This window comes from Devosia rhodophyticola (assembly GCF_028816475.1).
Taxonomy (GTDB): Bacteria; Pseudomonadota; Alphaproteobacteria; order Rhizobiales; family Devosiaceae; genus Devosia; species Devosia rhodophyticola.
Window position 1 is genome coordinate 287,721 of the sequence record NZ_CP118247.1, and the last position, 25,589, is coordinate 313,309.

Genomic DNA, 25,589 nt, shown 5'->3' on the forward strand with positions numbered 1-25,589 from the left:
AAATCACACTCTTCTGAGAGGCAAAAAGCGAAACTTTCAGCTGATTGGGGGTAGCCGCTGATGATCACCCTTGCGACGTCTACTACCCGGCTAGGTATTTCGGCGCACCGCCCGGCTAACCTCAACCAATATGCCAAGCCCTATGGCGAACGCCGCCACTACTGCGGCTTGATCGATTGCTTGGGCTGGTGGCATCCCAAGGTATCGAGCGGTCCAAGCCCTTGCCTCGTCGGCATTGGGTATGCCGATGAGGATGTATAGCGCGATGCCAATCCGACCCGTTGCCATGACGAGCGCAATCCAAGCTACAATGTTTCCAAGTCTCGTAAAAATCATACTCTGCCCCCGGTGCATGAGGGAACAATCCTAAGCATAACCGAGATGGCGTCCACGGCTGCTGGCCGGTTTTGCAGGGGGAAAGCAATGCGCTGGAATGGTGATCACTGAAGCGGCGTGGGGTGGTGATTGTTCGCGGGGGCATTTAGAGTTCCTTAGCCACGCACCGATTAAATTGTGTGTGCATACGACTGGTTCATCATAGCAATGCGAAGATGGTTCGAGGTCAACTTTATTAGATAGCCCATGCCCAACCCGACGCCTGTCCATATCAGCCAATATTCAAAGCGAACGGCCGTTGCCTATCGTTATGGTTCGCTTGCGATTGCTGGTATTGGACTGATTTGGGCGGTGATCTTTGCTGCGATGGGCGCTTGGGTTGGGGTGGCGATGGAAGTCGCGGTTTTTGCCACCGGGCTTGTAATCTACCAGTTGAACCTACGCGGCCATAACACCTTCGGAATACTGGCAGGCCAGGCCGCCTTGATAGCGATTGCTACCACCATGGGGTTGTTTCTGGATGTTCCGACCGCAACGGCGCCACGGGTCAGCCATCTCTATCTTTTGGTTGTGGCGGCTCTCGGCTACCTCAATTATCAGCGGGAAAAGTCGCGCGCGCAGCTGGCATTGATCGGTCTATGCCTGATGGCTTTCATCGTGCTCGCCAGCGCGCCGCTGACATCGCCCCAAGTCGTGATGCCGGAGATGGTGCGCAGCGCTGGCACCTGGATCAATACGACGATTGCCACCGCCATGCTTGCCGCCTGCATCCATGCAATGCAGGCCGAGTTTGTGCGCAAGGACAAATTTGGCCGCGATCTAATGGCCGGCTTGTGGAACAACGAGTTTCAGCTTGTCTACCAACCGCAGGTCGATCTTTCCCACGCTACAATCGGGGCTGAAGCGCTGCTGCGCTGGAACAACCCGCAGCGGGGTTCGGTCTCCCCAATGGAGTTCATTCCGCAGGCAGAAAAGTTTGGCCTTATGGTCGCCATCGGCAGCTGGGTGCTCGAAAAGGGCTGCTACACGCTGGCCGAATGGGGCAAGGACCGCCATTTTCAGCACCTGAGGCTGTCCATCAATGTCAGCGCCAGCCAGCTCATGCATGAGGATTTTGAAGTGCTTGTGGGCAACACGTTGGTCAAGACCGGCGCGGACCCGCAGCGCCTGATCCTTGAACTGACCGAGAGCGTTCTGGTGACTGACATGGAACTGGTCATCACCAAACTCAACAGGCTGCGCGAAATGGGGATTACGATCTCGCTCGATGATTTCGGCACGGGGTTTTCCGCGCTGTCCTATCTGCGCCGCTTGCCCATCCAACAGATCAAGATCGACCGTGGCTTTGTGCAGGACGCCGTCAGAACTCCACGCAGCGCGTCGCTGGTCGGGAATGTCATCCGCATCGGCCTGGACCTCGATCAGGACGTTCTGGCCGAAGGCGTGGAAACCACGGAACAGCATGCTTTGTTGGCCAAGCTCGGTTGCACGCAGTTTCAGGGCTATCTCTACGACAAGCCGATGGCGCTTCCCGATTTTGAGAAGCGAATTGAAAACGAAGCGCAACGGCCCAGCCCCAAGATCGCAGCGCTTGGGCGCGTAGGCTGATATTTTCGGCAGGTAGGCGCCATAAACGGCTTTGTCTTGATCTGCGCGGCTATTGTTTCGAGAGGAATTCAACGACCATGGCCGCCGTCCAGGTGAAGTGACCGCCACCACAGGGGGTGCCGCTGATCGGGTCGTAATATTCAGCGAAGCCGGATTTTTCGATCAGTTCCAGACTAGAGTCGATTATGAGTTTTGCGACTGCATTTTCTCCGGCGGCCGCCAGACCGTCGGCGATCATATAGTTGGTTACAAGCCAGACCGGACCGCGCCAGTAACGCGGGGCGTCAAACCGCCTGTCGGCCGGGTCATGCGAGGGTACGCTGAACTGCACGGACTGGCTCAGTCGCTCGACGGTACGGGCAATGGCGTGGGCCCGCCCGGACGGGATTGCCGCGAAGGTGGCCAATATCCCGCCAATGGAAGCGCTGTCGATCAGCGTATTTATCGTACGGTCGCGGCATAGATACTGGCCATGCGGTTCGCTCCACAATCCCTCCATGGCCGCCAGTCCCTTGTTCGCCCAGGCACGGTTGTCTGCGGCGATACCGGGCTCGTCCAATGCATCGGCCATCGCGGCGAGATCGGCGCAGGAGCGGATCAGGATAGCGTTGAATCCGGGGTCGACGACCTGAAATGGCGAGGCGTCGTGAAGCCTGGAATTATCCCAGTTCAGGCTCCGGAAGCGCTGTACCAGCCAGAGATAGCGGTCATACTGAGTCTTGGTCGGGCGGTGGGCAGGATCGGCATGTTGGGTGTCGCGTCTCGAATATTCCCCTACCCCTTCGGTCGGCACCCTCTCCAGTGCCGCGTCCCAATCAATCGAGTTGTCGCGGCCCGACTCCCAAGGATGCAGGATCGCCACCAATCCTTCGCCATGCGGGTCGCGATTGGCGAAGAACCATTTGTGCCAGGCATTGATTTTGGGTAACAGGCGTCGCGCCCGCTCTTCGGCCAATACGCGATCTTTCGCTCCGTCAAATATTCGCTTTGCGGCAAAACCTGCTACGGGCGGCTGGGTCATACCCGAAGTCGGGGTTGGACGGTTGGTGCGCCAGACTTCAGGGCCGGGAAAATACTGGTCGGAAACCTCGTGAAAAACGATATGGGGCACCATGCCGTCCTCCCACTGATGGGCGAACAAGGTTTCAATTTCGGTCCAGGCGCGGGCCTCGTCGACATGACGCTGGCCCAATGCCGTCAGGCAGGAATCCCAGTTCCACTGGAACGGGTATAGCCCCTTGGTTGGCACGGTATAGGTGCCGCGATCATTCTGTTTGAGAACGTTAACGGCGCGGTCATAGGCGGTTTGAGGGGCCATGGTTTATCTTTGTCTAGAGGCTAACGCTTTGGAAATGGGCGTTTGGGGGGTTCACGAGTGATCTGGTTGATGGCGATTTCGGTGCCCGGATTGGTAGTAATGAACTTGGTTACAACTTTGTAGTCCTCAGTATCCTTGCCGCTGAGCACTCACATCGCGTTGGTTGGCCAGCCGTCTTCGTATGGCGCTCAGCTGAGTTCCTGGGCTAGACCGATAAGAAGCCCTTCGGGTCCCCGAATGTAACAGAGCCGATACGCGTCTTGATACTGGACGACTTCGCCGACAAGCTGCGCGCCATGCGTGCGGAGCCTTTCCAGCGTTTCGTCGATATCGTCCACGGTGAACATGACGCGGAGGTAGCCAAGGGCGTTGACCGGGGAATTCCTGTGATCAGCGACGATGGGCGGTTTGAGGAAGCGGGAGATTTCGAGCCGATTGTGGCCGTCCGGCGTGCGCATCATGGCAATTTCGACATGCTGATCGCCCAGTCCGGTGACACGTCCGGCCCATTCTCCCTCGACCGTGCCCTGCCCTTCAAGCTCGAGACCGAGCTCGCGGAAGAAATCAATCGTCCTTCCGAGGTCATCGACAACGATCCCTACGTTGTCCATCCGTTTGACCACCATGTGTCCAATCTCCCAATGTCGTCCGAGCCGTCAATGTCGATCTTCTATATGAACCGTCTCAACGGCGCGTGCATTTTTGCATACTCACCGTCGGAGGCGAACTGGGCATGATTGCTAATGTCGGCAAGACAACAATTGAATTTTTGGTAAAGCCCGTTGGCACACAAGAAAAATTTATAGTTACCTGTGGCCTAAAGCGGCAATTTTTCCCTACATTTTTTCCTCGCTTCTTCCGACCAATTGTGACTAAGATTATATGTAGTTGGCATGATTATCATTGCGCAGGATTATGATGGACCAACAATTTGAAATTCGCCTGGAAGATTTTCCTACCAACCGGTTGCGGCAGGAAATTCTCACTGCGTTAGACAGCAGGCACGATCTGAGCGGCGTAACGCTTGCGCCCCAACGAACGACCGACGCCGCGACGTCAGCACTGGCCGATCCGTCAATCGTCATCGCTATGATTAGCGGTGGAACCACGGTCTTGGCAGCTCTCATGCCGCTCATTGTGGGCATATTTGTGAGGAAGTCGGACACGCCAAGTCCGGTGGTCATCGTCTTCCACGGCACCGGCGATTCGCGCGAGATTGCCTCGGAATCGATCAGCAAAGAGACCCTCGACAAATTGCAAAATGATATCGGCTCGATAGTAGGGGCCGAGATCCGCTCCTGAGGTTGCGATCATGGCCGCTCCCGTTATCGAAAGCGCCGAGGGCATCACTCTCACCACTACCGGTCTTGTGATACTGAAAGAACACCATCTTTTTGTCGAAAGGGTGCTGCGCGGCCAGTTGGCCGATCCGCCTCGCGCCTCGCGCCTCATGATGACTCTCAATCACGAGACGGTTCATTTCATTCAGTGCTTTACCGCCTCTATCCCATATAGTTTTTCACTGCATTTGCGCGAGCTCGCCTCCCAGTTCATGAAGGACTGCCGGGAAGGTCACATGTCCGCGGACCTCGCGGCCGGCTATCGCAAAAATTTTGCCTCAAGTGTAGCGCAATATGCCTCGCCATATCAGGGTCTTTCCACGTTGGATCTGCTCGAGGCCATGGCGGTTACAGAAGGCTATCGCGCGACTGTTCATAGTGATCAAAACACTGCCGCGCGCTTCCGCATTTTCCTTGAGCGTGATTTCCCGGAACCGCAGAGCGAGTACCGCAGGGCGATCGATATTGTTACGAAGTTGCTGGGGAACGAGGCGGGATACGAATTGACCCCGAGGCTCTGCTACATCGCCCTTAACGGCGATACGCCAGCAAAAAACTTCTACCACATGGTCGAGGCCTTGGCCGTGCAATCAGGCGGCGATGTCGCAAAGATGACCGCGTGCGATCTGCTTGACCGCTTCGGCATGACGCTTGGGGGGGCCCTTCTGGCGCAATTTCAGAACGGCGTCGGCCATGCGTATTTGCATCCGGTCTTTGCACCCTTTATCGCCCACCTGAGCGATATCGGCGATCTGGCGGCCCAATATGAGTTCGCGGCAAAGCCTGGGGCGCTCATAAGACAGCGCACGCCAGAAGTAGAATCCATGAACCCGCCCCTCGTTGCGTGCAGCGGGGGTGCGGCGGTACCTCTCGGCATCGGAATGTCCTGGCCCATAGAGCAAGCGCACGATTATCTGAACGCCGCCGCCATGATCGGTGCATACCTTCGGCTGATGTCCGGCCACCTATATGCGCAGACTTGCCAAAAGGCCGACTGCCCAATCCATCGTTCCGCCCTGTGTCATGCATGGTATGCCAAGCCACAGACTATTGACTGGACCGAATGCGCATTTCCCAAACAGCTCGAATTGCATTTCGGCCCAGAGGCGCAGGACCTGCTTGCGTCGTTCGGACCCGATCAGGACAATGACCCGGATATGGCCTAACGGGACCTGGCTGAGTCGGGGCCTGTTCAAAGAAATCGCCCTCCCCCGTTGGGACAGGCTGGCGTTGATTGGCTCGGTGGCGGTCAAAGTGAAATAGCGCCTGCCATCCACCAAGCTTGTTTAGCAGTGCTAAAAAAATGTTGGTGGCTAGTTGATTGTCGGTGGGTTCGGTGGTCGAATGTTCTGATGAATATTCAGCGGCGTTATATTCGTTTCAGCCTTACCAAGTGCGGTGCCGTCGTGGCCGTATCGGGGATGATTTAGGCTATGGCTGGCTATGTGCTGCAGCGGCTTGGACAAATGTTGCTGACGCTTCTGGCCATTGCGACACTGACATTTTTTCTCATGCATGCGATCCCCGGCGGGCCATTTGTTTCCGAGCGCATGTTGGCGCCTGAAATCGCATCGGCTCTAAATGACAAATTCGGACTGAGTGATCCGATCTGGCTGCAATATCTGAATTATCTGCGCGGCATTGTGACGTTTGATCTCGGCCCATCATTTCGATATCCGGGCGTAACCGTCAACCAAATGATCGCGGACGGGCTGCCGGTAACGTTGCGTACGGGCCTGCTGGCGGTGATATGTGTGGTGGCGCTGGGTGTTCCAATGGGCATTGTGGCGGCGCTCAATCGCAACAAATGGCCAGATACAGCGGTGATGATGCTCGCGACCATTGGCGTTGCGATCCCCTCCTATGTCATTGCCACCCTGTTGCTTTATGTTTTCGCCTTGAGACTGGGCTGGGTGCCGACTTTCGGTCTGGATGACTGGCGCGGTTATATTCTGCCGGTTCTGGCCCTGTCAGGCTTTTGGGTATCGTTTGTGGCGCGGCTGGCGCGCTCAAGCCTGCTCGAAACCTTTGAACAGGACTATATGACCACGGCGCGCGCCAAAGGATTGCGGCCGGGCCAGGTACTGTTCAAGCACGGCCTGCGCAATTCGCTCATTCCGGTAGTGACAGTCTTGGGGCCGGTGGTTGCCAATTTGGTGACCGGATCTTTCGTCATTGAACAGATTTTTGCCCTGCCCGGCATTGGCCGCCACTTCGTGCTCTCGATCACCAATCGCGATTATACCGCGATCATGGGCATTACCATTTTCTACGCGGCGCTGCTGATGGTGATGATCCTGATCGTTGATCTTCTTTATGTATGGCTGGATCCGCGCATCAAATTGCAAAAGGCTGCACAATGACTTCGGAGCCGATTATCGCCCCGGCCATGTGGGAAAAGCCGGATCGCAGCATCGGTGCTGCCGAAATCATCACCACGCCCAGCCTGACCTATTGGCAGGATGTCCGGCAGCGCCTTTGGGCCAACAAGCCCGCCGTTGTCAGCATCTGTTTTATTGTCGTGTTGATATTTGGGGCTGTATTCGGACCGCTCATCAGCCCATTCAGCTATTTTGAGCAAAATTTGCGGCTGTCCAATATTCCGCCGGTGTTTGAAACCTATCGGGTTTCGGATGGTGCCGGAGAAGATACGCGGTTTTTTCTGAATGCCAGCAATTTCAATCTCTATCAAATTAGCGAAGGTGGGCAGGTAGAGGGTTTGCTGCGCGGCGGGCGCAAGGACATTATCAAGAAGAGTCAGAGTTTTGAATTCGGCGCCACAGACATAGCCCTCGATTATTCCAGCCGCCCTGCCCGTCTGCTGCGGGCTGACGGCACTGAATTGCGCCCTGAGGGGTGGCAATGGAACATGACTTATCTATTTGGCACCGACCAATTGGGCCGAGATGTTCTGGTGCGCCAGCTATATGGCGCCCGCATTTCGCTGCTGGTGGCCTTTGTCGCCACCTTGGTCAATTTCTTCATTGGCATCTTTTACGGCGGCATTGCCGGGTACATCGGTGGCAAGACCGATGCGGTCATGATGCGCATTGTTGAAATCATCTCCACCATCCCGCTGATGCTCTATGTCATCCTGCTTATGGTGGTGCTCGATAGTGGGCTTATTTCTATCGTCGTGGCCATTGGCTCGGTATTCTGGGTGGATATGGCGCGCATGGTGCGTGGCCAGATATTGACGCTCAAGCAACAGGATTATGTCGCCGCAGCGCGCACCATGGGTGCAGGTACGGGTCGGATATTGACGCGCCACCTTCTGCCAAACAGCATTGGGCCAATTCTTGTGACCCTGACGATGCTGATCCCCAGCGCCATATTCATCGAAAGTTTCATGAGCTTTATCGGGCTGGGTGTAACCCCGCCGATGGCCAGTTGGGGCACCCTGACCAGCGAGGCGGTGGAGACGATGCGCGCCTATCCTCACCAGCTATTCTTTCCCGCTGCTGCTATCAGCCTGACGATGTTTGCCTTCAATTTCCTCGGCGATGGCCTACGCGATGCGCTTGACCCACGGATGCGCCGATGAGCCGCTCCCCCATTTTGTCCGTCCGTGATCTACGCACCAGCTTTTTACCCAGCGTGGTGAGGTTCAGGCTGTACGCGGGGTCAGTTTTGATGTGGCACCGGGCGAAATTCTGGGCATCGTTGGGGAAAGTGGCTCGGGAAAATCCATTACCTGCATGAGCATATTGCGGCTGCTCAAATCCAACGGGCGGATTGTTGGTGGTCAGGCGTTATTCGACGGTCAGGATCTTATGGGGCTCGACGAAAATGCCATGTCAGACCTGCGCGGCAATGACATCGGCATGATTTTTCAGGATCCGATGACCAGTCTGAACCCGACGCTATCGGTGGGCGAACAGGTTATCGAAACCATTCTGCGCCATCGCCCCATCAGCCGAGCCGAGGCGCGCAAACGCACCATTGAACTGTTTGAACTGGTGCGCATTCCATCAGCCGCCCAGCGCATACAGTCTTTCCCGCATGAATTTTCCGGCGGCATGCGCCAGCGTGTGATGATCGCCATGGCGCTTTCATGCGACCCCAAACTATTGATCGCCGACGAACCCACAACGGCACTCGATGTGACGATCCAGCGTCAGATTTTGTTGCTGCTCAAGCAATTGCAAACCCAACTGGGCATGGCCGTTATCCTGATCACCCACGATCTGGGCGTCATCGCCGAAGTGACCGACCGCATTGTGGTGATGTATGGGGGCATGGTCATGGAACAAGGGAGCGTTGCCGAACTGTTCGCCCGCCCGCGCCATCCCTACACACAGGGGCTTTTGGGTTCGGTGCCTGACCTGCGCGATGGTGAGCACAAGCGACTGACCCCGATTGCGGGCACACCACCCGACATGAGTCAGCCACCAGCGGGTTGCCCGTTCGCGCCGCGCTGTGTCCACGCCATGAACCAATGCGACAACGCCATACCCCCGCTTTATGAAATGGCAGATGCCGTTGATCAAATTGCCCGATGCTGGCTGCATCATCCTGAAGCCCCGCGCATTGCCGGCATCAACGTGACCGCCGAGGAGGTGGCATGATGATTGCCGATGCAGAACCATTGATCTCGGTACGCCAGCTCAAGAAACATTTTTCGATGGGGGGTGGATTTTTGAGTCCGAAACGTCCATCGCTGCGAGCCGTTGATGGCGTGGACCTTGAAATCCGGCGCGGTGAAACGCTGGGGCTCGTTGGTGAAAGTGGTTGCGGCAAGTCGACATTGGCCCGCACGCTGATCCGCCTCTACGAGCCAAGTTCAGGCCAGATAGACTTTGATGGCACCGACATTGCCCGACTTGATGAGGCGCATCTGGCCCCGTTTCGTCGGCGCATGCAGATGATTTTTCAGGATCCCTATGCGTCGCTGAACGGCCGCATGACTGTGCGCGATCTCATTGCTGAACCATTGGAAATTGCGAAAATTGGCGATGCTACGAGCCGCACGGCGCGGGTTTTTGAACTTTTGGAGCGCGTAGGGCTGAACCCGGACCATGCCACCCGTTTTGCCCATGAATTTTCCGGCGGCCAAAGGCAGCGCATTGGCATTGCCCGCGCCATTGCGCTTAGCCCTGAGCTGGTGATCTGCGACGAACCCATTTCGGCGCTCGACGTGTCGATCCAGGCCCAGGTCGTCAATATGCTGGAAGATCTGCAGGATGAGTTGGGGCTGACCTATTTGTTTATCACCCATGATTTGTCGATGGTCCGGCACATTTCTGACCGCATCGGGGTGATGTACCTGGGCAAAATTGTCGAACTTGCGCCCAACCATGCGCTCTATGCACGGCCAAGCCACCCCTATACCCGCGCCCTGTTGGCGTCCATTCCGGTTCCCGACCCCACTGTTCGAACGGCAAGTGAACCGATGGTGGGGGAAATTCCCAGTCCCACGGCTATTCCAACGGGGTGCCGTTTCCGCACCCGCTGCCCTCTGGCATCAGACCTGTGCGCGGCCGAGGAACCAGAACTCAGAGATATTGGCGGCGGACATCTGGCCGCTTGCCACTATGCCGGTGAACCGGCGTGATGAACGGCATTGAACAATGAGTGCCGATGATTTGAACGGGCCGGAAATAACCGCGTCCCAAAACAGGAGACAAGCATGAACAAGCTATTATTGCCCCTGCTTACAGCAACATTGCTGGCCAGCACCGGCGCGACCCTTGCGGCGGGCGAGTTGACCTATGTGGTCAATAATGAATCGGCAAAATATGACCCCGGCACCACCGCTGAAACCTTTGCCGCCCCGATCATCGGCAACACATTTGAAGGTCTGGTTCGGTTCGACAAGGAAGGCGAGGTCATCCCCGCTTTGGCCGAAAGCTGGGAGGTCAGCGAGGATGGGTTGAACTACACTTTCCACCTGCGCGATGCGAAGTGGTCAGACGGCAAGCCAGTAACGGCGGGCGATTTCGTTTATGCTTGGGATCGCGTTCTTGATCCCGCGACGGGCGCCATGAATTCGGCGATGCTGTATCCCATCGTGGGTGCTGAGGAGCACTATGCGGATGCCGGAAAAGGCGACATTGCCATCAGCGCCCCTGATGACAAGACGCTTACATTCACGCTCAAGGCGCGCGTCCCCTATATGATGCAGCTGTTGACCTACACGACCTTTTTCCCCGTCCGCCAGGATGTGGTTGAAGCTGACCCGGAGGGCTGGACGCGCGATCCGGCAACGTTCATTGGCACGGGCCCGTTCCGGGTGACTGAGTTCAATGCTGGCAAGTCCGTGGTTTTTGAAAAAAACCCCAACTATTACGATGCTGACGCCGTTAGCCTCGACAAATTGACCTTTCGCCTGATCCCCGAACCCGCAACCGCTCTGGCGGCAATGGAAGCTGGACAGGTTGACGGCATTGAATCTGTCCCAGCGCCTGAAATTCCGCGTCTGTCGGTTGAAAGCGATGCCTTTATGGTGGTGCCGGCATTGGGCACAACCTATGCGTTCTTTAACCCACATCAAGCGCCACTCGACGATGTCCGCGTTCGCAAGGCGCTATCGATGGCGATTGATCGCGAGGAAATCGTTGAATTCGTCCTGCAGTCCGCAGACGTCCCTGCCATCGCTCTCGTGCCGTACGGCATCAACGTCAATGGCGAGGATTTCCGCGACGGCACCGACGATTTCGGCCTTGCAACGACGGCCCAGCCAGAAGCCGCTCAGGCCCTTCTGGCCGATGCTGGCTACCCCAACGGCGAGGGTTTCCCCGATACGGTGTTTGTCACCTATTCGTCTCCACCAATTGAAAAACTGCTCGAAGCCATTCAGCAGATGTGGAAGAAGAACCTCAATATCGACGTCAATATCCAGGCAACCGAGTGGCAGGTCTTTTATCCTGAAGTGCAAAAGGTTGAATACCAGATTGCCCAGATGGGCTGGGGTGCTGACTATCCGCACCCGATGACGTTCCTGGACAATTTCGTCACCGGTAGCCCCAACAATCTGGCTAACTGGTCCAACCCTGAATATGATGCCGCAATTGCTGCAGCCAAGGCTACCGGCGATGAGGCAGAGTCACTTGCCGAAATGCGCAAGGCCGAAGCCATCATGATGAATGATCATGTCATTCTGCCCGAATATCATCGCAATAATTACATGATGATGAGCCCCAAGGTTCAGGGCTTTTGGCGTTCGACGCTGAACGTGCCTTATTTCCGCGATGCTTCAATCGCCGAATAACCAAACGCTAGATTCTGTCGTCCTGGTGGCGGCAGAATGTGGCCTCCGTCGCATGGCCAAGATTTTGAGATGCGACGGGGACGACCTATCAGACTGCGTTAAGAAGCCGAACCTTAGAAAGAAACGACATGAGCAAGAAACTGCGTTGGGGAATTCTGGCGACCGGCGGCATTGCCCACCATTTCACCAGAGACATAGTTGCCGCAGGCCACAATGTTACCGCGGTCGGATCACGCAGCCAAGACAAGGCAAACGCGTTTGCCAAGGAGTTTGACATCGCAACGGCGCACGGCAGTTATGAAGACCTCGTGGCGGATAGCAATGTCGATGCGATCTATGTTGCAACGCCGCATCCCATGCATGTTCACAATGCCAAACTCGCCCTTGAGGCTGGCAAACACGTTCTGATCGAGAAGCCGTTTACGATCAATGCTGGCGAGGCCGCCGAAATTGCCGAACTGGCTAAGCAAAAGAACCTGGCCGTGCTGGAAGCCATGTGGACGCGCTTCTTGCCCCACATGATAAAAATTCGGGAAATCATCGCCTCGGGTTTGTTGGGCGAGATCACCTCACTGAATGCCGACCACACCCAGGCGCTTTCCGACGATCCTGCCCATCGCCTCAATGCGATTGAACTTGGCGGTAGTGCCCTGATGGACTTGGGTATTTATCCGATTTCCTTTATCTGGGATATTTTGGGGGAGCCGACGCTCACCCACGCTGAGGCGCGGTTTCGGTCGACCGGTGCCGACGCCCACGTCTCGGCGATTTTTCGCCATTCGAGCGGTGCGATTTCCTCGATGCTGGCCTCCAGCGAAGTGGCTGGTCCCAACCGCGCGCAAATTCTGGGCACCAAGGCGCGCATTGAAATCGAGGGCGTCTGGTACGCACCGACATCTTTTCGGGTGGTTGCCAAAAACAAGGACGTTATCGAGGAATATCGTTCCGAGGTAACAAGCGGGGGCAAGCAATTTGAGGCCGAGGAACTTGAGCGTCTGGTCGCCGAGGGCAAAACCTCCAGTGATATTCTGCCATTGAGCGAAACAGTTGCCATCATGGAAACCCTCGACGCGATCCGCGCCGACATCGGCTTGCGCTATCCCTGGGAATAGTGGCGTAAGATTTTCACGCTCGGCGTTGGTTGTCAGCCGGGGACCTTGGGTGGCAGCCAACGCTTTTCGATTCTGGCGACCATGGTGTAGGCGGGATCGAAAACATTGCCGACGTCATACCGGATGACCTGCCCCATCAAATGTGAGGCAGCAACCGCCGACAAGCCATACTCACTGGTCAACCAGTCGAACATTTCAGTCGTGGCGTGCTGCAACGCCTGATCGAGCGGGCGGGCATTGCCAACCGTCAGGATCGCGTCTTCCGTTTCACCCCGCGGCCAGACAGCGGACTTGCCCTTGACGACAGAGAGACGGACCTCAACCTCCATTGCCGTTTCCACCCCGGTGCCGACGATTTCACCGTCGCCCTGTACCGCGTGGCAATCTCCCAGGAAGAACAATGCGCCGGGGACAAAAACCGGAAACCAGACCTTGGCGCTCGGCCCGAAGCCGCGATAATCCATGTTTCCGCCATTTTCGGCGCTGGTTGCGGTAGAAAACGCCTGCCCCAGGGCCGGGGCGACGCCGAAACAACCGATCATTGGATCAAGCGGAAGCACCAATTGTTCAAGGCCGGCAACAGGCTCGGCCAGAGACACTGTGGCCGCCGCAATATCAATGTGCCATTCAGTGCGTTTGCGCTGCGGCAAATCACGGACCCTATCGGGTTGAACCACATTGGCCGCCAGCGCCGCGCGCGTCCATCCCATCGCGCGGATCGGCGTCATGCGCAGGATTTCGACCAGGAGCATATCGCCGGGCATTGCGCCTTCGACATAGATCGGACCATTCATCGGGTTACCGCCGCCGGCCCGGCTGACCCCATCCTTGTCCATTCCCATGGCATCAAGCGTTTCGGTGACAACGCAATCGCCATCCCCTATCCGCAATGCTGGTGGAACGGTGCCTAGAACATTGTGCCAAGCGTTACAGACCAGCCGGTGGGTTGTCATGTTGGGTGCTCTTGTTGATTTCAGGTCAGTGGGGCAGCGTTCAAAATATGCCTGACCATATGCCAGCATGCAATTTTATGCGAATTCTTCAGACCGCCTGATCTGGTTACAGCGCCTGGTTGATTAGTCTGCTTTTTTTGGTGGTCGCGTGGAGCCCCGGAGCACGATGTTGCAATCGAGGCGAACCGACACTGGCGGCACCATTTGCTGGGCTGAAAGCCGCTCCAGCATCACGCGAGTTACCTCCTTGGCAATATCGGCCAAAGGCTGGGCAATTACGGTGATGCCAGGGTCCAGTAACGCGAAGAGATCAACGTCGTCGAAGCTGATCAGCGAGATATCGTCAGGGATACGGATATTGCGCTCGCGCAGGAGCTGTAGCACACCGATGGTCATCTGATAATTTGAAGAAAATATCGCCGTCGGCTGAGGGGAAGCAGACATCAGTCGATTTGCCGCCTCATACCCTTCGCGGCGCGTGCCGTTGCCGGGTTGTTGCAGCGCGGGATCTATCGGCAATCCAGCATTTATGTGGGCATTGCGGTAGCCCCGCAGGCGCTCGTCGTGCGGCCGTTGGCCGATAGTGCCTGTGACGATGCCGATATGGGTGTGTCCGATATCAATCAGATGTTCCATAGCGCGAGTGGTGACGTCGCAGTTCTCCACCTCAACCCGATCCACCGACCAACCATCGGGGTGGGTATTGTAAAACGCCATCGGCATGCCGGTTTGAAATACTTTGGCCAGCGATTTATTTTCGGCCGAAAGGTTGCCGACGATCAGTCCATCGACGCGGTGACCGACAAGGAAATCGACGGCCTCGCTGAGCGAGTTCGCGGTGTCAGCGTAGGTGACTGTGAGCGCTGAATAGCCGGCCTGACGCAAGTGATTGGCTGTTCCGGCAAGTATGCGGGCATGAAATTCATCGAAATTGGGCACCAAAATGCCCACGGTTTTGGTTGCCCGACTGCGAATTGACCCAGCCAGGGCATTGCGAAAATACCCCAACTCTTCGATGGCCGCGCGAATTTGTTCAGGCTTTCGAACTGACAGCCCGTTGATGTAGCGAGACACCGTTCCAATCGACACATTGGCGGCGGTGGCCACTTCCACAATGGTAGCGGATCGACTGGGCTTTTTTGCTCTAGACGTGACTTCCATCGCCCGGGCTTTCAGAATTCAGTGGCGCAACTCAAAACATTATGACTGAAGTCGCGATGGCTTGCGGCGTCACGACCGCGTCGTTGTCTTTGCTGTGCCACAAAGTGCCCTGAACCAGCGCTGGTTGTCAATTACGACCACATTTTTACCCACATTCAACGACCCAAGCCCTTGATGCACCGAGTGATTGTACGAAGGCAAACAGAGGGAAAATGCTCCATCAATTCAACTCAACACCACCTCTAGTTGACAACGTTATGAGTGACGTTTACGGTTTGGCATCTGCTGGGAGGGTTAGATGAAAAAGCCGAATATCCTGTTTATCATGGCGGACGATCACGCGGCCAAAGCAATCAGTTGCTATGGGCATGCGATTAATCACACGCCCAATATCGACAGGATCGGCGAGCGCGGCATGCGCCTTGACCATTGCTATGTCAGCAACTCGATTTGCACGCCCAGCCGCGCCTCAATCCTGACCGGCACCTACAACCATGTGAACGGCGTCACAACGCTTGATACGCCTTTTAATAACCGCGCGCCGCATCTGGCCAAGCATCTGAAATCGGCTGGATATTCCACTGCGATCTTCGGCAAGTGGCATCTGGGCGAAGGCGCAGCCCACCAACCAACGGGCTTTGACGATTGGTCGGTGCTGCCCGGTCAGGGCGAATATTTCGATCCCAAGATGATTGGCCCGGAAGGCGTACAGCGCGAACAAGGCTATGTCACGGACATCATTACGGACAAGTGCCTCGATTGGCTCGAGAAGCGCGATGCTGAAAAGCCGTTCTTTTTGATGTGTCATCACAAGGCGCCGCATCGCAATTTTGCGCCTCATCCGAAATATCGCGACATGTTCGAGGGTCATGATTTTACGGCACCGGAAAGCTTTTCGGATGACTACAGCAACCGAGCGCGCGCGGCGGCGGCAGCGACCATGCGTGTTCGCAAGGATTTCACCTACGCGGATCTGGGATTGGCCCAACCCGAAGGCGGATCAGAGGTTGGTGCAGAGCTTTTCGAAGACCGCTACGATCGCAAGATCCCTGATCCGGACGACGTCAGCACCCTGCGGCTGGTCGATGCCAACACGGGTGAAACATTTACGTTTTCTGATCAGGAAGAGCTACATCAGTTCAAGTTCCAGCGCTATATGCGGCGTTATCTTCAGACCGTTGCCTCAGTGGATGAGAGCGTCGGGCGGTTGCTCGACCACCTTGAAGCGACGGGCCAGATCGACAACACCATTGTCATCTACACCTCCGATCAAGGCTTCTTTCTGGGCGAGCACGGCTGGTTCGACAAACGCTTCATCTATGAAGAATCGCTGCAGATGCCGTTCGTTGTTAGCTATCCACCCAAGATTGCGGCAGGGTCGCAATGCAAAGATATCGTCAGCAATGTCGACTTCGCCCCTACCCTGCTCGACTTGGCCGGCGTTCCCGTACCCAACTATATGCAGGGCAACAGCTTCAAACCAGTTTTGGAGGGGAACACGCCCCTTGATTGGTCGCAAGTGGCCTATCACCGATATTGGATGCATCGCGACAGCGGCCACAACATCTTCGCGCACTACGGAATCCGCAGCCAAAGATACAAGCTTATCTATTGGTACAATGACGACCTGGGTCACCCGGGCGCTGTATCAAGCGACGACCCCCCCGAATGGGAATTGTTCGACTGCAAGTCGGATCCGCTCGAACTTTGCAATGTTTATGACGACCCAGCCTATGATCAGGTGAAACTGGAAATGCACGGGCTGCTTGATGCCAAGATGGCTCAAATCGGGGACGTGCCGGAACACTAGGGGCTGCGCGAGCCGTTCACGAAGCTGCGTCATCACATCAAGGGGGAGACTTGAATGTCCGTCAATGGTCAGACAAATCCATATCGAAACGAACTGGTGCAGGAGCGCTTCCGCCGGGCGGTAATCTATATTGCGCTGACAATTGTCACGCTGATCATGGTGTTTCCGGTCATGTGGATGATTTCGGTGTCGCTCAAGCCGACAACCGAAACATTTTCGCTGCCACCGCAGTTCATTCCAGAAACATTGCAGTTTGACGCTTATTCGCGCGTTCTGGGCAACGCGCAGTTTCGCGGCTTTTTTCTCAACAGCTATCTGGTCGGTATCGCGGTTACGCTCCTGTCGGTGGCCATCGGCACCCTCGCGGCCTTTGGATTTTCCCGCTACCGGTTCTTTGGCGAAAAGACGGCAAAGCTGTTTGTGATCACGACACAGATGGTGCCGACCATTACGCTGCTGATCCCGTTCTTTGGCGTGATCGTCTGGCTGCGCCTTTACGATTCCCTTTGGGGGCTGATCGTTACGTATCTGACGTTTGCCCTGCCCTATTCCGTCATCATGATGAATGGCTATCTCGATACCATTCCCAAGGATTTTGACGAAGCCGCCATCATCGATGGGTGTACCCCGATCGGCGTTCTGTTTCGGGTCCTGTTGCCGGTTGCAACCCCCGGCATCATTTCAACGGCGGTCTATACATTCTTGCTGTCGTGGAACGAATTTTTGTTTGCACTTGCCCTGACCCGCTCAACCGAAATGCGCACCGTGCCAGTCGGCATTGCCATGATGGTGGGTGAGTTCGGGTTGAAATGGGACGAGATGATGGCGTTTTCCGTCCTCGGCTCGGTCCCGATCCTGGTACTGTTCATGTGGGTGCAACGCTATGTGGTCTCAGGCCTGGCAGCGGGTGGCGTGAAGGGTTAGCCGTTCGAAAATTCTGACAAATCAACTGTGTGGAGGAGAAACACAATGTCGAAAAAACTGATAAAGGCGATGGCCGTGGCGGCCATCGCGATGATACCGGTCCAGAGCTTTGCTCAAACAAAGATCGAGTGGCTGCAATGGTTTGCAGCCGAGGCCGGGGCCGACACCTACAATAGCCTGGTGTCGGAGTTTGAAGCCGCCAATCCCGACATCAAGATTGAACTCGTGAACCAGCCGTTTGGCAAGGTGCGCGAAAGCATCGTGACCGATCATGCAATCGGCATCAGCGCCGATGTTCTGGGCCTCAATATGCCCTGGACCAAGGAATTTCTCGATATCGGCATTCTGGCGCCGCTCGATGATTATCTTGGCAAGGCGGACAACGGCTTCAGCAAGGACCAGTTGGTCCAAGCACCGATTGGAGAAATCGACGGTCATACATGGATGGTGCCCCTGACCGCTTTCCCCTTCGTTCTGCATACAAATATGACTTTGGTCAAAGAAGCAGGCTTTGAGCACCCGCCCACGAACTGGGATGAATTAAAGGAATATGCGACGGCTATTTCGAAGTTGGGTGACGGCATTTCGGGCATCGGTTTGCCCTTCTCGTCGCAGCCACCGGCCAATGGCCCAATCCTGACACTCCTGCCGCTGCTTTATGCGCATGGGGGGCACTCAATGAACGGCACGACCCCAGATTTTGACAATCCGGCAGTCGTGGAAACCTTGCAGTTGCTCAATGATCTCAACGCTTCGGGTGCCGCCGCACCGGGTGCCGCATCGCGTACCGGCGGTGTGGATGTCGAGGAGTTCGTTGCGGGACGCACCGGGTTTCTGATTTCGCCGGCGGCGCATTCTGCCAATGTGCGCGAAAGAGGCGCCGATTTCGAATATGCAATGACACGGGTGCCGGGCGATGTGAACGCCTATCGCGTTCATGGTTTTGAATTGGGGATTTCCGCCAACTCCAAACACAAGGACGAAGCCTGGAAGTTCATTTCCTTCCTTTTGGGCAAGCAGGCCAACGCCAAGGTCGCCCACGCATCGGCCTCCCTGCCCGGCAATCTCGAAGCATTGGCTGACTTCAACACCGACGGAGACGAGGTGCTGGCCAAGCAGATGGATATCCTGAGCAATGACACACCGGTTGAAGAGCTTCGCCAGGCGCCCAAGGCTACGGCCAGCTGGTCGATCATGACTGAAGAAATTCAGGCAATGCTGGCAGGTAACCAGACCCCCGAAGCCACAGCGGCCGCCGTTCAGGCGCGTTGGCTCGAACTGATCAAGTAGGGCATTCTCATGGCAATGGAAGCGCAGGGCCAAGGGCCCAACTTTTCGACACGGGGAGCCTCCCTGTTCCAGGCAATCCGCGACAATTCAGCTGGCGCAACGCCCTATCTGTTTCTATTGCCATGTCTCGTGATCCTGGGGGCGCTGCTGGGCGTTCCGCTTTACAAGGTTGTCGAATACAGTCTTTTCGACAATGTCATCATCAAGCCCGATCCAATTTTTGTCGGGCTTGATAATTATTCGAACCTGCTTTCGGACTCCGGCTTTTGGAGCGCACTGCTCAATACCGGCATCTTTACGATCGGCTCAGTGCTGGGCCATCTGGTGGTCGGCATGTCGCTGGCCATGATGGTCAATGCCGACATCCATCCACGCGCCCGCACCATATTTCGTTCGCTGCTGATCCTGCCCTGGATATTTACCGCGGCGGTGGTGGCGCTCAACTGGCAGTTGCTGCTCAACCCGTTCGGCGTCATCAACTACTGGCTGGGCGCGGCGGGCATCATCAATGAACCCCTCGACTGGCTGGGCGATGCCAATCTTGCCATGTGGTCCTTGCTGCTGATTTCGACATGGCGCGGCTATCCGTTCATCATGGTCAGCTTTCTGAGCGGTTTGCAGTCCGTCCCGCGCGAGCTCTATGAAGCTGCCGAAATCGATGGCGCGAACTTCTTCCATAAATTCTGGCACGTTACCGTGCCGCAGCTCAAACCGGTCATTTATGGCGTGGTGCTGCTCGACCTGATCTGGACCTTCCAGCTGTTCCCGCTGGTCTGGCTGACCACCGGTGGCGGGCCGGGTCGCGTCACTGAAGTGCTCTCGACCCTCACCTATCGGCTGGCGTTCGTTGACTTCCAGTTCAGCCAGGCCGCCACTGCCGCCGTTTCCATTCTCGTCATTTCGGCAGCTTTCACCATTCTCTATCTGCGCAATGAAACGCGCAACAAATAGTCAAACGGAGTTCTTGAGCATGTCCAACATCGAGATTCGAGACCTGGTAAAGCGCTATGGAACCGTTGAGGCCTTGCATGCCATCAACATCAAGATAGAGCCGGGCGAGTTTGCTGTTCTGGTTGGCCCATCGGGCTGCGGTAAGTCGACAACCCTGCGCATGGTGGCGGGGCTGGAAACCATCTCGGGCGGCGAAATCGTTATTGGCGACCGGGTGGTCAATGGCCTACGCCCCAAGGAGCGCGGCATTGCCATGGTGTTCCAGAACTATGCGCTTTACCCCTCCAAGACCGTTTACCAGAACATGGCGTTTTCGCTGAAACTGTCGCGGGTGCCCAAGGATGTCATTGATCAGAAGGTACGTGCTGTTGCTGAAATTCTTGAACTGACGGAGTTGCTGGAACGCAAACCGGGAGCCCTTTCGGGCGGGCAGCGCCAGCGCGTCGCCATGGGTCGAGCGATTGTGCGCGACCCAAAGGTGTTTTTGTTCGATGAACCACTATCCAACCTCGATGCCAAGCTACGCGGCCAGATGCGCGTCGAAATCAAGCGCCTGCACCAGCGGCTCAAGAACACCATCATTTATGTAACCCATGACCAGGTCGAGGCCATGACGCTGGCGGACCGCATCGTGGTCATGCGCGATGGCCACATCGAGCAGCAAGGTACGCCCGACGAAATTTTTCACGATCCGGCCAGCGAGTTTGTTGCCGGTTTCATGGGTAGTCCGGCGATGAACCTGGTCAAGGCGACTGCGGGGGCCGACGCTATCACAATCGGCGACACCTCGATCCCATGGGCTTTGCCAGCAAGCATTTCCAACGGCGACACTCTGACATTTGGCCTGCGTCCCGAAGACATTCGACCAGCCATCGATGCCTCCGAGGTCAGCACCCGGCTCACAGTGACGCTTGAGCTGATTGAACAATTGGGCACCGAGAAGCTGATCTATTTTACCGTGGGTGGCCATTCGTTCGTGGGAAAGGCCGAGGGCCGCGCCGATCTCAGGGTGGGCCAAAGCATTGAAGTTGCCTTTGACATGGTCCACGCCTATGGATTTTCGCCTAATAGCGGCGCTCGCCTCCGATAGCGGCCGCCGCCGTCATGCTGAGACGGCGGGCGCCAATTTATCTTGAGTTCTGAGATCGAAATCCGAGGCATCGTGGCGTTCGTGCAGTTGACCCTCGAGTGGCCCCCAGACACGGTTGACCATGCGGCCGCGTTGTACGGCGGGGCGTTTTAGAATTTCGGCAGCCCAGCGGCGCAGGTTCTTGTAGCTTTCAACATCAAGGAACTCGCCTGCCCCGTAGGCCTCGCCCAAAACGAGATTGCCGTACCATGGCCACGTAGCGATGTCGGCGATGGTATATTCGTCACCACCCAGATAGCGGTGATCGGCCAGTTCCCGATCCAGCACATCCATTTGACGTTTCGCCTCCATGGTGAAGCGATTTATCGGATATTCGAACTTGGTGGGTGCGTAGGCGTAAAAATGGCCGAAACCACCGCCCAAATAGGGCGCTGAACCCTGCAGCCAGAACAGCCAGTTTATAGCCTCGGTGCGCGCCAATTTATCCCTGGGCAGGAAGTGGCCGAACTTTTCGGCGAGATAGAGCAGGATCGCACCGGATTCAAACACGCGACTGCCAGTTTCGGTATCGACCAGCGCTGGTATTTTCGAATTCGGGTTGATCGCGACAAAGCCCGACGAAAACTGCTCGCCTTCGCCGATATTGATCAGATACGCGTCGTATTCAGCGCCTGACACGCCAAGTGCCAATAGCTCTTCGAGCAGGATGGTGACTTTCTGGCCGTTCGGCGTTGCAAGGGAATGCAGCTGCAAAGGATGCTTGCCACGCGGCAAGGTGACCTCATGGGTCGGGCCTGCAATCGGCCGATTAGTCTTGGACCATTCGCCGCCGTTTTCAGCGTCCCAGGTCCAGACTTTTGGTGGAACGTAGGTGTTTTCGTCGGTCATTGGCCTGGTCACTTTCATTGAATGCGGGCGTGCCGAATTTCAGATGTCACGGCAGCGTCATTGCGGCTTGTTTAGAATTGCTCGGGCGCCAATTCAATGGTGATGCCGAGCATTTGCGGACGGATCGCCATATTGCCGGGGGAATTGGCAGATATTGGTTGTGGGCAACGATAGAGGGCCATTATGTGAGGCCTACTATTGGCAGGAGGCCATTTGATGTCCGCACTCGATAATCGTATCGCTGCTCAAATCGCCAATGAGGTCATTGCCCGCCCGCAACAGGTGACTGCAGCGGTCGAACTGCTTGATGGGGGTGCCACCGTTCCGTTCATTGCGCGCTATCGCAAGGAGGTAACGGGGGGATTGGACGATTCTGCAACTGCGCCTGTTGGCCGAGCGGCTGACGTATCTGCGTGAACTTGATGCGCGGCGCAGCGCCATCATCAAATCGGTCGATGAGCAGGACAAACTGACCGACGCGCTGCGCGCCGCTTTTGCGGGCGCGACCACCAAGGCGGCGTTGGAAGACCTTTACCTACCATTCAAGCCGAAGCGTCGCACCAAGGCCGAAATCGCGCGCGAACGCGGTTTGGAACCGCTGGCACAGGCAATTTTGGCGGACCGGCGCGCAGATCCTTCCCGGCTGGCAGCCGCTTTTACCAATGAAGCGGTACCGGGGGTCAAGCAGGCGCTGGATGGCACGCGTGATATTATTGTTGAAGGGTTGACCGAAAATGCCGCGCTGCTTGGCAGATTGCGCCAATATATGCGCGACAAGGCCATGCTGAGGGCGCAAGTCGCGAAAGGCAAGGAAGAGGCCGGCGCAAAGTTTTCCGATTATTTCGACCACAGTGAACGCTGGGCAAAGGTTGCCGGACACCGGGCGCTGGCGATGATGCGGGGGCGCGACGAGGGCTTTTTGAACCTTGACCTCGAAGTTGATGCCGATAGCACGGATCAGGTGCCGCCGATTGAACGGTTCGTCAATGCGGCGCTTGAGGCGCAGAGCAATGCGCCGGGAGACGAATGGCTGCGCACGGTGGCCAACTGGGCCTGGCGCACGCGGCTGCGCCTGTCTTTGTCGGTTGACCTGATGGTGGAACTGCGCGAGAGCGCCGAACTGGAGGCTATCGGGGTATTTGCGCGCAATCTCAAGGATTTGTTGTTGGCAGCGCCCGCAGGCGCGCGCACCACAATTGGGCTTGATCCGGGCATTCGCACCGGGGTCAAGGTTGCGGTCATCGATGCCACTGGCAAGGTGCTGGATACCGATACGATCTATCCATTTCAGCCCCGCAATGATGTGATGGGTGCCCAGACGGCGTTGCAGCATTTGATTGGCAAGCACGGCGTTGATCTGATTGCCATCGGCAATGGCACGGGCAGTCGCGAGACTGAAAAGCTGGTAGCCGACCTGATCGAGCGCCTCCCTGCCCCAAAACCCACCAAGGTCATTGTTTCTGAAGCTGGCGCCTCGGTCTATTCGGCCTCGGAGCTGGCGGCCAACGAGTTTCCTGATCTCGATGTTTCTTTGCGCGGTGCGGTGTCAATTGCGCGGCGGCTGCAGGATCCGTTGGCGGAATTGGCCAAGATCGAGCCCAAGGCAATTGGGGTTGGACAATATCAGCATGATCTGGATCAGGGCCGATTGAGCCGATCGCTGGATGCGGTGGTTGAAGATGCAGTGAATGCGGTTGGGGTCGATCTCAATACGGCCTCCGCGCCGCTTCTGGCCCGCATATCGGGGCTGGGTTCTTCGGTTGCTGACGCCATTGTGAGCCATCGCGACAGCAACGGTCCGTTCCGAAGCCGCAAGGCGTTGCTGAAGGTGCCACGTCTGGGGCAGCGTACCTTTGAGCAATGTGCTGGTTTCTTGCGGATCGCAGATGGTGTTGAGCCGTTGGACGGGTCGTCGGTGCACCCAGAGGCCTATGGCGTCGCGCGAAAGATCATTGCTGCCTGCGGGCGCGACCTGCGCAGTCTGATGAACGACAAATCGGCGCTGGTTGGGCTGGACGCCAACCAGTTCGTTGATGACCGGTTTGGTTTGCCGACGGTGCGGGACATTTTGCTGGAACTGGAAAAGCCGGGGCGCGATCCTCGACCGGCGTTCAAGACCGCGACGTTTGCTGAAGGGGTGGACGATATCAAACATCTCAAGGCGGGCATGATGCTTGAAGGGACGGTCACCAATGTCGCGGCCTTTGGCGCCTTTGTTGATATTGGCGTGCACCAGGATGGATTGGTGCATGTGTCGCAACTGGCAGACAAATTCGTCAAGGATCCCCATGAGGTGGTCAAGGCGGGCGACGTTGTCAAAGTCAAGGTTGTCGAGGTCGATATTGCGCGCAAGCGCATTGGCTTGACGATGCGCAAGGACAATTCGCCTGCGCAGACGCGCGAGCGTCCGAAGGACCGTCCCGTCAAGGCTGCAACGGCACGTCCCGCCGCTGCCTCATCCGGCCTTGGCTCGCTCGGCGACCGCTTGAACGAAGCTATGCGCAAGGACCGAAATAGGCCTTAGGCGCCCAACCACCGATCCAGATTGGCCGCGACGAAGGCGTCGTCGTTGAGTTCGGGATAGGCGCGATAGACGCGGTCAATCTCGGCGGCCTGATTGGGGCCAAGGTCTTCATTGGGATCAAGGCACAAGATGTTGTCCAGCAATCCCTGACGGCGCAGCACTTCGTGCAAACCGGCGATGACGCCAAGGAAATTGTTGGCGGCATCGAAAAATGCGGCGTTTGAATCGGTAACGGCGGCGTCGCGGGTCCACCAGTGGCGCTCGATGCTGCCGTTGGTGGGCAGTTGTTGGACATCATCGAGCAGGTGTACGGCTTTTTGGGTCCATACCGACCAATGCCCCAGGAGGCCGCCCTTTATGTTCAAATGTTTTGGCTGGCCGTCAATTTCGACGGGAAACGGCGTGAGCAGATCGCCCACGATATGGTCGTCGTTGCCGGTATAAAGGGTTATGCGATCAGCGGCGTTGGCGGCAGCCACACCTCGCACGACATCAAGCGTCTTGTAGCGATTGAACGGCGCGATTTTGATCCCGACGACATTATCAATGGTGGCAAACTGCTTCCAGAAATTGAAGGACAGATTGCGTCCGCCGACGGCAGCCTGCAGGTAAAAGCCGATGATGGGCATGACCCTGGCCACGCGCTGGCAATGCTCGATGAGCTGGTCTTCGGACGCATCGCCCATCGCACCCAGGCCGAGCAGCGCGGCGTGATAACCCAATCCGCGAGCCAGTTCCGCTTCCTTGATGGCCTGGTCGGTTTTGCCCATGACGCCTGCGACCATAAATGGGGTATGATCAACCCAGTTCTGCGCCTCTTCCATCGCAATGCGTAGAACGGGCTCGAACAGGCCAACGTCGCGGATGGCGAACTGGGTGGTGTGCACGCCGACGGCCAATCCGCCCGAGCCAGCGTCAAGGTAGTACCGCGTCAGGGCACGTTGGCGGCGGGTGTCGATTTCACGAGCGCCTGTCAGTGCCAGCGGATGGGCGGGAATGACGCAACCGTTCTGGAAACGTTGCAGAGCGTTGGCATCAATATCGGTGATCAACATGGACTTTCACTCACAGCTG

General features: G+C 56.8%; 21 protein-coding genes and 1 pseudogene. 16 read left to right on the plus strand and 6 right to left on the minus strand.

Going from position 1 to position 25,589, the window contains the following annotated elements; all coding sequences use genetic code 11:
- Nucleotides 1-60 precede the first annotated feature (60 nt).
- Nucleotides 61-261, plus strand: a complete 201-nt coding sequence (locus PSQ90_RS01425; protein WP_282211661.1) for a hypothetical protein — start codon at nucleotides 61-63, stop codon at nucleotides 259-261.
- Between the two features lie 321 nt (nucleotides 262-582).
- Entirely contained in the window at nucleotides 583-1,944 is a 1,362-nt protein-coding gene (locus PSQ90_RS01430; RefSeq protein ID WP_282211662.1) for a putative bifunctional diguanylate cyclase/phosphodiesterase, read from the plus strand.
- A 49-nt stretch (nucleotides 1,945-1,993) separates the two neighbouring features.
- Here the strand turns inward: PSQ90_RS01430 and PSQ90_RS01435 are convergent, their stop codons facing one another.
- Together PSQ90_RS01435 and PSQ90_RS01440 are read right to left on the minus strand one after the other, a co-directional pair.
- Nucleotides 1,994-3,262 carry an MGH1-like glycoside hydrolase domain-containing protein gene (locus tag PSQ90_RS01435; protein ID WP_282211663.1) on the minus strand — a complete coding sequence of 423 codons (1,269 nt, stop codon included), beginning with the start codon at nucleotides 3,260-3,262 and terminating at the stop codon, nucleotides 1,994-1,996.
- Nucleotides 3,263-3,450: 188 nt separating this feature from the next.
- On the minus strand, nucleotides 3,451-3,888 hold the full coding sequence (locus tag PSQ90_RS01440; RefSeq protein ID WP_282211664.1) for a VOC family protein: 438 nt from the start codon (nucleotides 3,886-3,888) through the stop codon (nucleotides 3,451-3,453).
- Between the two features lie 289 nt (nucleotides 3,889-4,177).
- Here PSQ90_RS01440 and PSQ90_RS01445 point away from each other — a divergent pair, with 289 nt between their 5' ends.
- From PSQ90_RS01445 to PSQ90_RS01480, 8 genes are all read left to right on the plus strand, one after another.
- The gene (locus PSQ90_RS01445) at nucleotides 4,178-4,564 is read left to right on the plus strand and encodes a hypothetical protein (protein WP_282211665.1); all 387 of its coding nucleotides are present in this window, start codon (nucleotides 4,178-4,180) and stop codon (nucleotides 4,562-4,564) included.
- A gap of 10 nt (nucleotides 4,565-4,574) precedes the next feature.
- Nucleotides 4,575-5,768, plus strand: a complete 1,194-nt coding sequence (locus PSQ90_RS01450) for a hypothetical protein (RefSeq protein ID WP_282211666.1) — start codon at nucleotides 4,575-4,577, stop codon at nucleotides 5,766-5,768.
- 267 nt (nucleotides 5,769-6,035) lie between these two features.
- Nucleotides 6,036-6,965 carry an ABC transporter permease gene (locus PSQ90_RS01455; protein WP_282211667.1) on the plus strand — a complete coding sequence of 310 codons (930 nt, stop codon included), beginning with the start codon at nucleotides 6,036-6,038 and terminating at the stop codon, nucleotides 6,963-6,965.
- Nucleotides 6,962-8,146 (plus strand): ABC transporter permease, encoded by a 1,185-nt coding sequence (locus tag PSQ90_RS01460; RefSeq protein WP_282211668.1) that lies wholly within the window; start codon nucleotides 6,962-6,964, stop codon nucleotides 8,144-8,146. Before PSQ90_RS01455 ends, PSQ90_RS01460 begins: the two co-directional genes overlap by 4 nt.
- Before the next feature lie 91 nt (nucleotides 8,147-8,237).
- The gene (locus PSQ90_RS01465) at nucleotides 8,238-9,170 is read left to right on the plus strand and encodes an ABC transporter ATP-binding protein (protein WP_282211669.1); all 933 of its coding nucleotides are present in this window, start codon (nucleotides 8,238-8,240) and stop codon (nucleotides 9,168-9,170) included.
- A complete protein-coding gene (locus tag PSQ90_RS01470) occupies nucleotides 9,170-10,156 on the plus strand; it encodes an ABC transporter ATP-binding protein (RefSeq protein WP_456077452.1) in 987 nt (328 codons plus the stop codon). The genes PSQ90_RS01465 and PSQ90_RS01470 overlap by 1 nt, the downstream gene beginning before the upstream one ends.
- 75 nt (nucleotides 10,157-10,231) lie before the next feature.
- Nucleotides 10,232-11,812: a peptide ABC transporter substrate-binding protein gene (locus tag PSQ90_RS01475; protein WP_282211671.1), complete on the plus strand. Its 1,581-nt coding sequence runs from the start codon at nucleotides 10,232-10,234 to the stop codon at nucleotides 11,810-11,812.
- A gap of 128 nt (nucleotides 11,813-11,940) precedes the next feature.
- Nucleotides 11,941-12,924 carry a Gfo/Idh/MocA family protein gene (locus PSQ90_RS01480; RefSeq protein WP_282211672.1) on the plus strand — a complete coding sequence of 328 codons (984 nt, stop codon included), beginning with the start codon at nucleotides 11,941-11,943 and terminating at the stop codon, nucleotides 12,922-12,924.
- Nucleotides 12,925-12,956: 32 nt separating this feature from the next.
- Here the strand turns inward: PSQ90_RS01480 and PSQ90_RS01485 are convergent, their stop codons facing one another.
- Together PSQ90_RS01485 and PSQ90_RS01490 are read right to left on the minus strand one after the other, a co-directional pair.
- Entirely contained in the window at nucleotides 12,957-13,877 is a 921-nt protein-coding gene (locus PSQ90_RS01485) for an acetamidase/formamidase family protein (protein ID WP_282211673.1), read from the minus strand.
- A gap of 123 nt (nucleotides 13,878-14,000) precedes the next feature.
- On the minus strand, nucleotides 14,001-15,038 hold the full coding sequence (locus PSQ90_RS01490) for a LacI family DNA-binding transcriptional regulator (RefSeq protein ID WP_282211674.1): 1,038 nt from the start codon (nucleotides 15,036-15,038) through the stop codon (nucleotides 14,001-14,003).
- A gap of 298 nt (nucleotides 15,039-15,336) precedes the next feature.
- On the opposite strand from PSQ90_RS01490, the gene PSQ90_RS01495 reads away from it, so the two are divergent.
- From PSQ90_RS01495 to PSQ90_RS01515, 5 genes are read left to right on the plus strand one after another with little or no spacing between them, the layout of a single operon-like run.
- Nucleotides 15,337-16,848 carry a sulfatase family protein gene (locus PSQ90_RS01495; protein ID WP_282211675.1) on the plus strand — a complete coding sequence of 504 codons (1,512 nt, stop codon included), beginning with the start codon at nucleotides 15,337-15,339 and terminating at the stop codon, nucleotides 16,846-16,848.
- A 54-nt stretch (nucleotides 16,849-16,902) separates the two neighbouring features.
- Complete coding sequence (locus PSQ90_RS01500) at nucleotides 16,903-17,772, plus strand: carbohydrate ABC transporter permease (RefSeq protein ID WP_282211676.1); 870 nt, start codon at nucleotides 16,903-16,905, stop codon at nucleotides 17,770-17,772.
- Between the two features lie 45 nt (nucleotides 17,773-17,817).
- Entirely contained in the window at nucleotides 17,818-19,062 is a 1,245-nt protein-coding gene (locus PSQ90_RS01505) for an ABC transporter substrate-binding protein (RefSeq protein WP_282211677.1), read from the plus strand.
- Between the two features lie 9 nt (nucleotides 19,063-19,071).
- The gene (locus PSQ90_RS01510; RefSeq protein WP_282211678.1) at nucleotides 19,072-20,013 is read left to right on the plus strand and encodes a carbohydrate ABC transporter permease; all 942 of its coding nucleotides are present in this window, start codon (nucleotides 19,072-19,074) and stop codon (nucleotides 20,011-20,013) included.
- A gap of 19 nt (nucleotides 20,014-20,032) precedes the next feature.
- Entirely contained in the window at nucleotides 20,033-21,103 is a 1,071-nt protein-coding gene (locus PSQ90_RS01515; RefSeq protein WP_282211679.1) for an ABC transporter ATP-binding protein, read from the plus strand.
- Between the two features lie 12 nt (nucleotides 21,104-21,115).
- On the opposite strand, the gene yghU is transcribed toward PSQ90_RS01515, so the two are convergent.
- Nucleotides 21,116-21,991, minus strand: a complete 876-nt coding sequence (yghU, locus tag PSQ90_RS01520; RefSeq protein ID WP_282211680.1) for a glutathione-dependent disulfide-bond oxidoreductase — start codon at nucleotides 21,989-21,991, stop codon at nucleotides 21,116-21,118.
- Between the two features lie 216 nt (nucleotides 21,992-22,207).
- On the opposite strand from yghU, the pseudogene PSQ90_RS01525 reads away from it, so the two are divergent.
- Nucleotides 22,208-24,515: pseudogene (locus tag PSQ90_RS01525) on the plus strand (Tex family protein).
- Here PSQ90_RS01525 and PSQ90_RS01530 read toward each other — a convergent pair.
- Complete coding sequence (locus PSQ90_RS01530) at nucleotides 24,512-25,570, minus strand: dihydrodipicolinate synthase family protein (RefSeq protein ID WP_282211681.1); 1,059 nt, start codon at nucleotides 25,568-25,570, stop codon at nucleotides 24,512-24,514. The pseudogene PSQ90_RS01525 and the gene PSQ90_RS01530 overlap by 4 nt on opposite strands.
- Nucleotides 25,571-25,589 lie beyond the last annotated feature (19 nt).

What these genes read in the sequence shown, in the direction of transcription:
- PSQ90_RS01480 (WP_282211672.1), top strand. Translation starts at nt 11,941, where the DNA reads ATGAGCAAGAAACTGCGTTGGGGAATTCTGGCGACCGGCGGCATTGCC.
- PSQ90_RS01505 (WP_282211677.1), top strand. Translation starts at nt 17,818, where the DNA reads ATGTCGAAAAAACTGATAAAGGCGATGGCCGTGGCGGCCATCGCGATG.
- PSQ90_RS01515 (WP_282211679.1), top strand. Translation starts at nt 20,033, where the DNA reads ATGTCCAACATCGAGATTCGAGACCTGGTAAAGCGCTATGGAACCGTT.
- PSQ90_RS01475 (WP_282211671.1), top strand. Translation starts at nt 10,232, where the DNA reads ATGAACAAGCTATTATTGCCCCTGCTTACAGCAACATTGCTGGCCAGC.
- PSQ90_RS01510 (WP_282211678.1), top strand. Translation starts at nt 19,072, where the DNA reads ATGGCAATGGAAGCGCAGGGCCAAGGGCCCAACTTTTCGACACGGGGA.
- PSQ90_RS01440 (WP_282211664.1), bottom strand. Translation starts at nt 3,888, where the DNA reads ATGGTGGTCAAACGGATGGACAACGTAGGGATCGTTGTCGATGACCTC.
- PSQ90_RS01495 (WP_282211675.1), top strand. Translation starts at nt 15,337, where the DNA reads ATGAAAAAGCCGAATATCCTGTTTATCATGGCGGACGATCACGCGGCC.
- PSQ90_RS01430 (WP_282211662.1), top strand. Translation starts at nt 583, where the DNA reads ATGCCCAACCCGACGCCTGTCCATATCAGCCAATATTCAAAGCGAACG.
- PSQ90_RS01435 (WP_282211663.1), bottom strand. Translation starts at nt 3,262, where the DNA reads ATGGCCCCTCAAACCGCCTATGACCGCGCCGTTAACGTTCTCAAACAG.
- yghU (WP_282211680.1), bottom strand. Translation starts at nt 21,991, where the DNA reads ATGACCGACGAAAACACCTACGTTCCACCAAAAGTCTGGACCTGGGAC.
- PSQ90_RS01425 (WP_282211661.1), top strand. Translation starts at nt 61, where the DNA reads ATGATCACCCTTGCGACGTCTACTACCCGGCTAGGTATTTCGGCGCAC.
- PSQ90_RS01460 (WP_282211668.1), top strand. Translation starts at nt 6,962, where the DNA reads ATGACTTCGGAGCCGATTATCGCCCCGGCCATGTGGGAAAAGCCGGAT.
- PSQ90_RS01450 (WP_282211666.1), top strand. Translation starts at nt 4,575, where the DNA reads ATGGCCGCTCCCGTTATCGAAAGCGCCGAGGGCATCACTCTCACCACT.
- PSQ90_RS01530 (WP_282211681.1), bottom strand. Translation starts at nt 25,570, where the DNA reads ATGTTGATCACCGATATTGATGCCAACGCTCTGCAACGTTTCCAGAAC.
- PSQ90_RS01445 (WP_282211665.1), top strand. Translation starts at nt 4,178, where the DNA reads ATGATGGACCAACAATTTGAAATTCGCCTGGAAGATTTTCCTACCAAC.
- PSQ90_RS01490 (WP_282211674.1), bottom strand. Translation starts at nt 15,038, where the DNA reads ATGGAAGTCACGTCTAGAGCAAAAAAGCCCAGTCGATCCGCTACCATT.
- PSQ90_RS01485 (WP_282211673.1), bottom strand. Translation starts at nt 13,877, where the DNA reads ATGACAACCCACCGGCTGGTCTGTAACGCTTGGCACAATGTTCTAGGC.
- PSQ90_RS01500 (WP_282211676.1), top strand. Translation starts at nt 16,903, where the DNA reads ATGTCCGTCAATGGTCAGACAAATCCATATCGAAACGAACTGGTGCAG.
- PSQ90_RS01455 (WP_282211667.1), top strand. Translation starts at nt 6,036, where the DNA reads ATGGCTGGCTATGTGCTGCAGCGGCTTGGACAAATGTTGCTGACGCTT.
- PSQ90_RS01470 (WP_456077452.1), top strand. Translation starts at nt 9,170, where the DNA reads ATGATTGCCGATGCAGAACCATTGATCTCGGTACGCCAGCTCAAGAAA.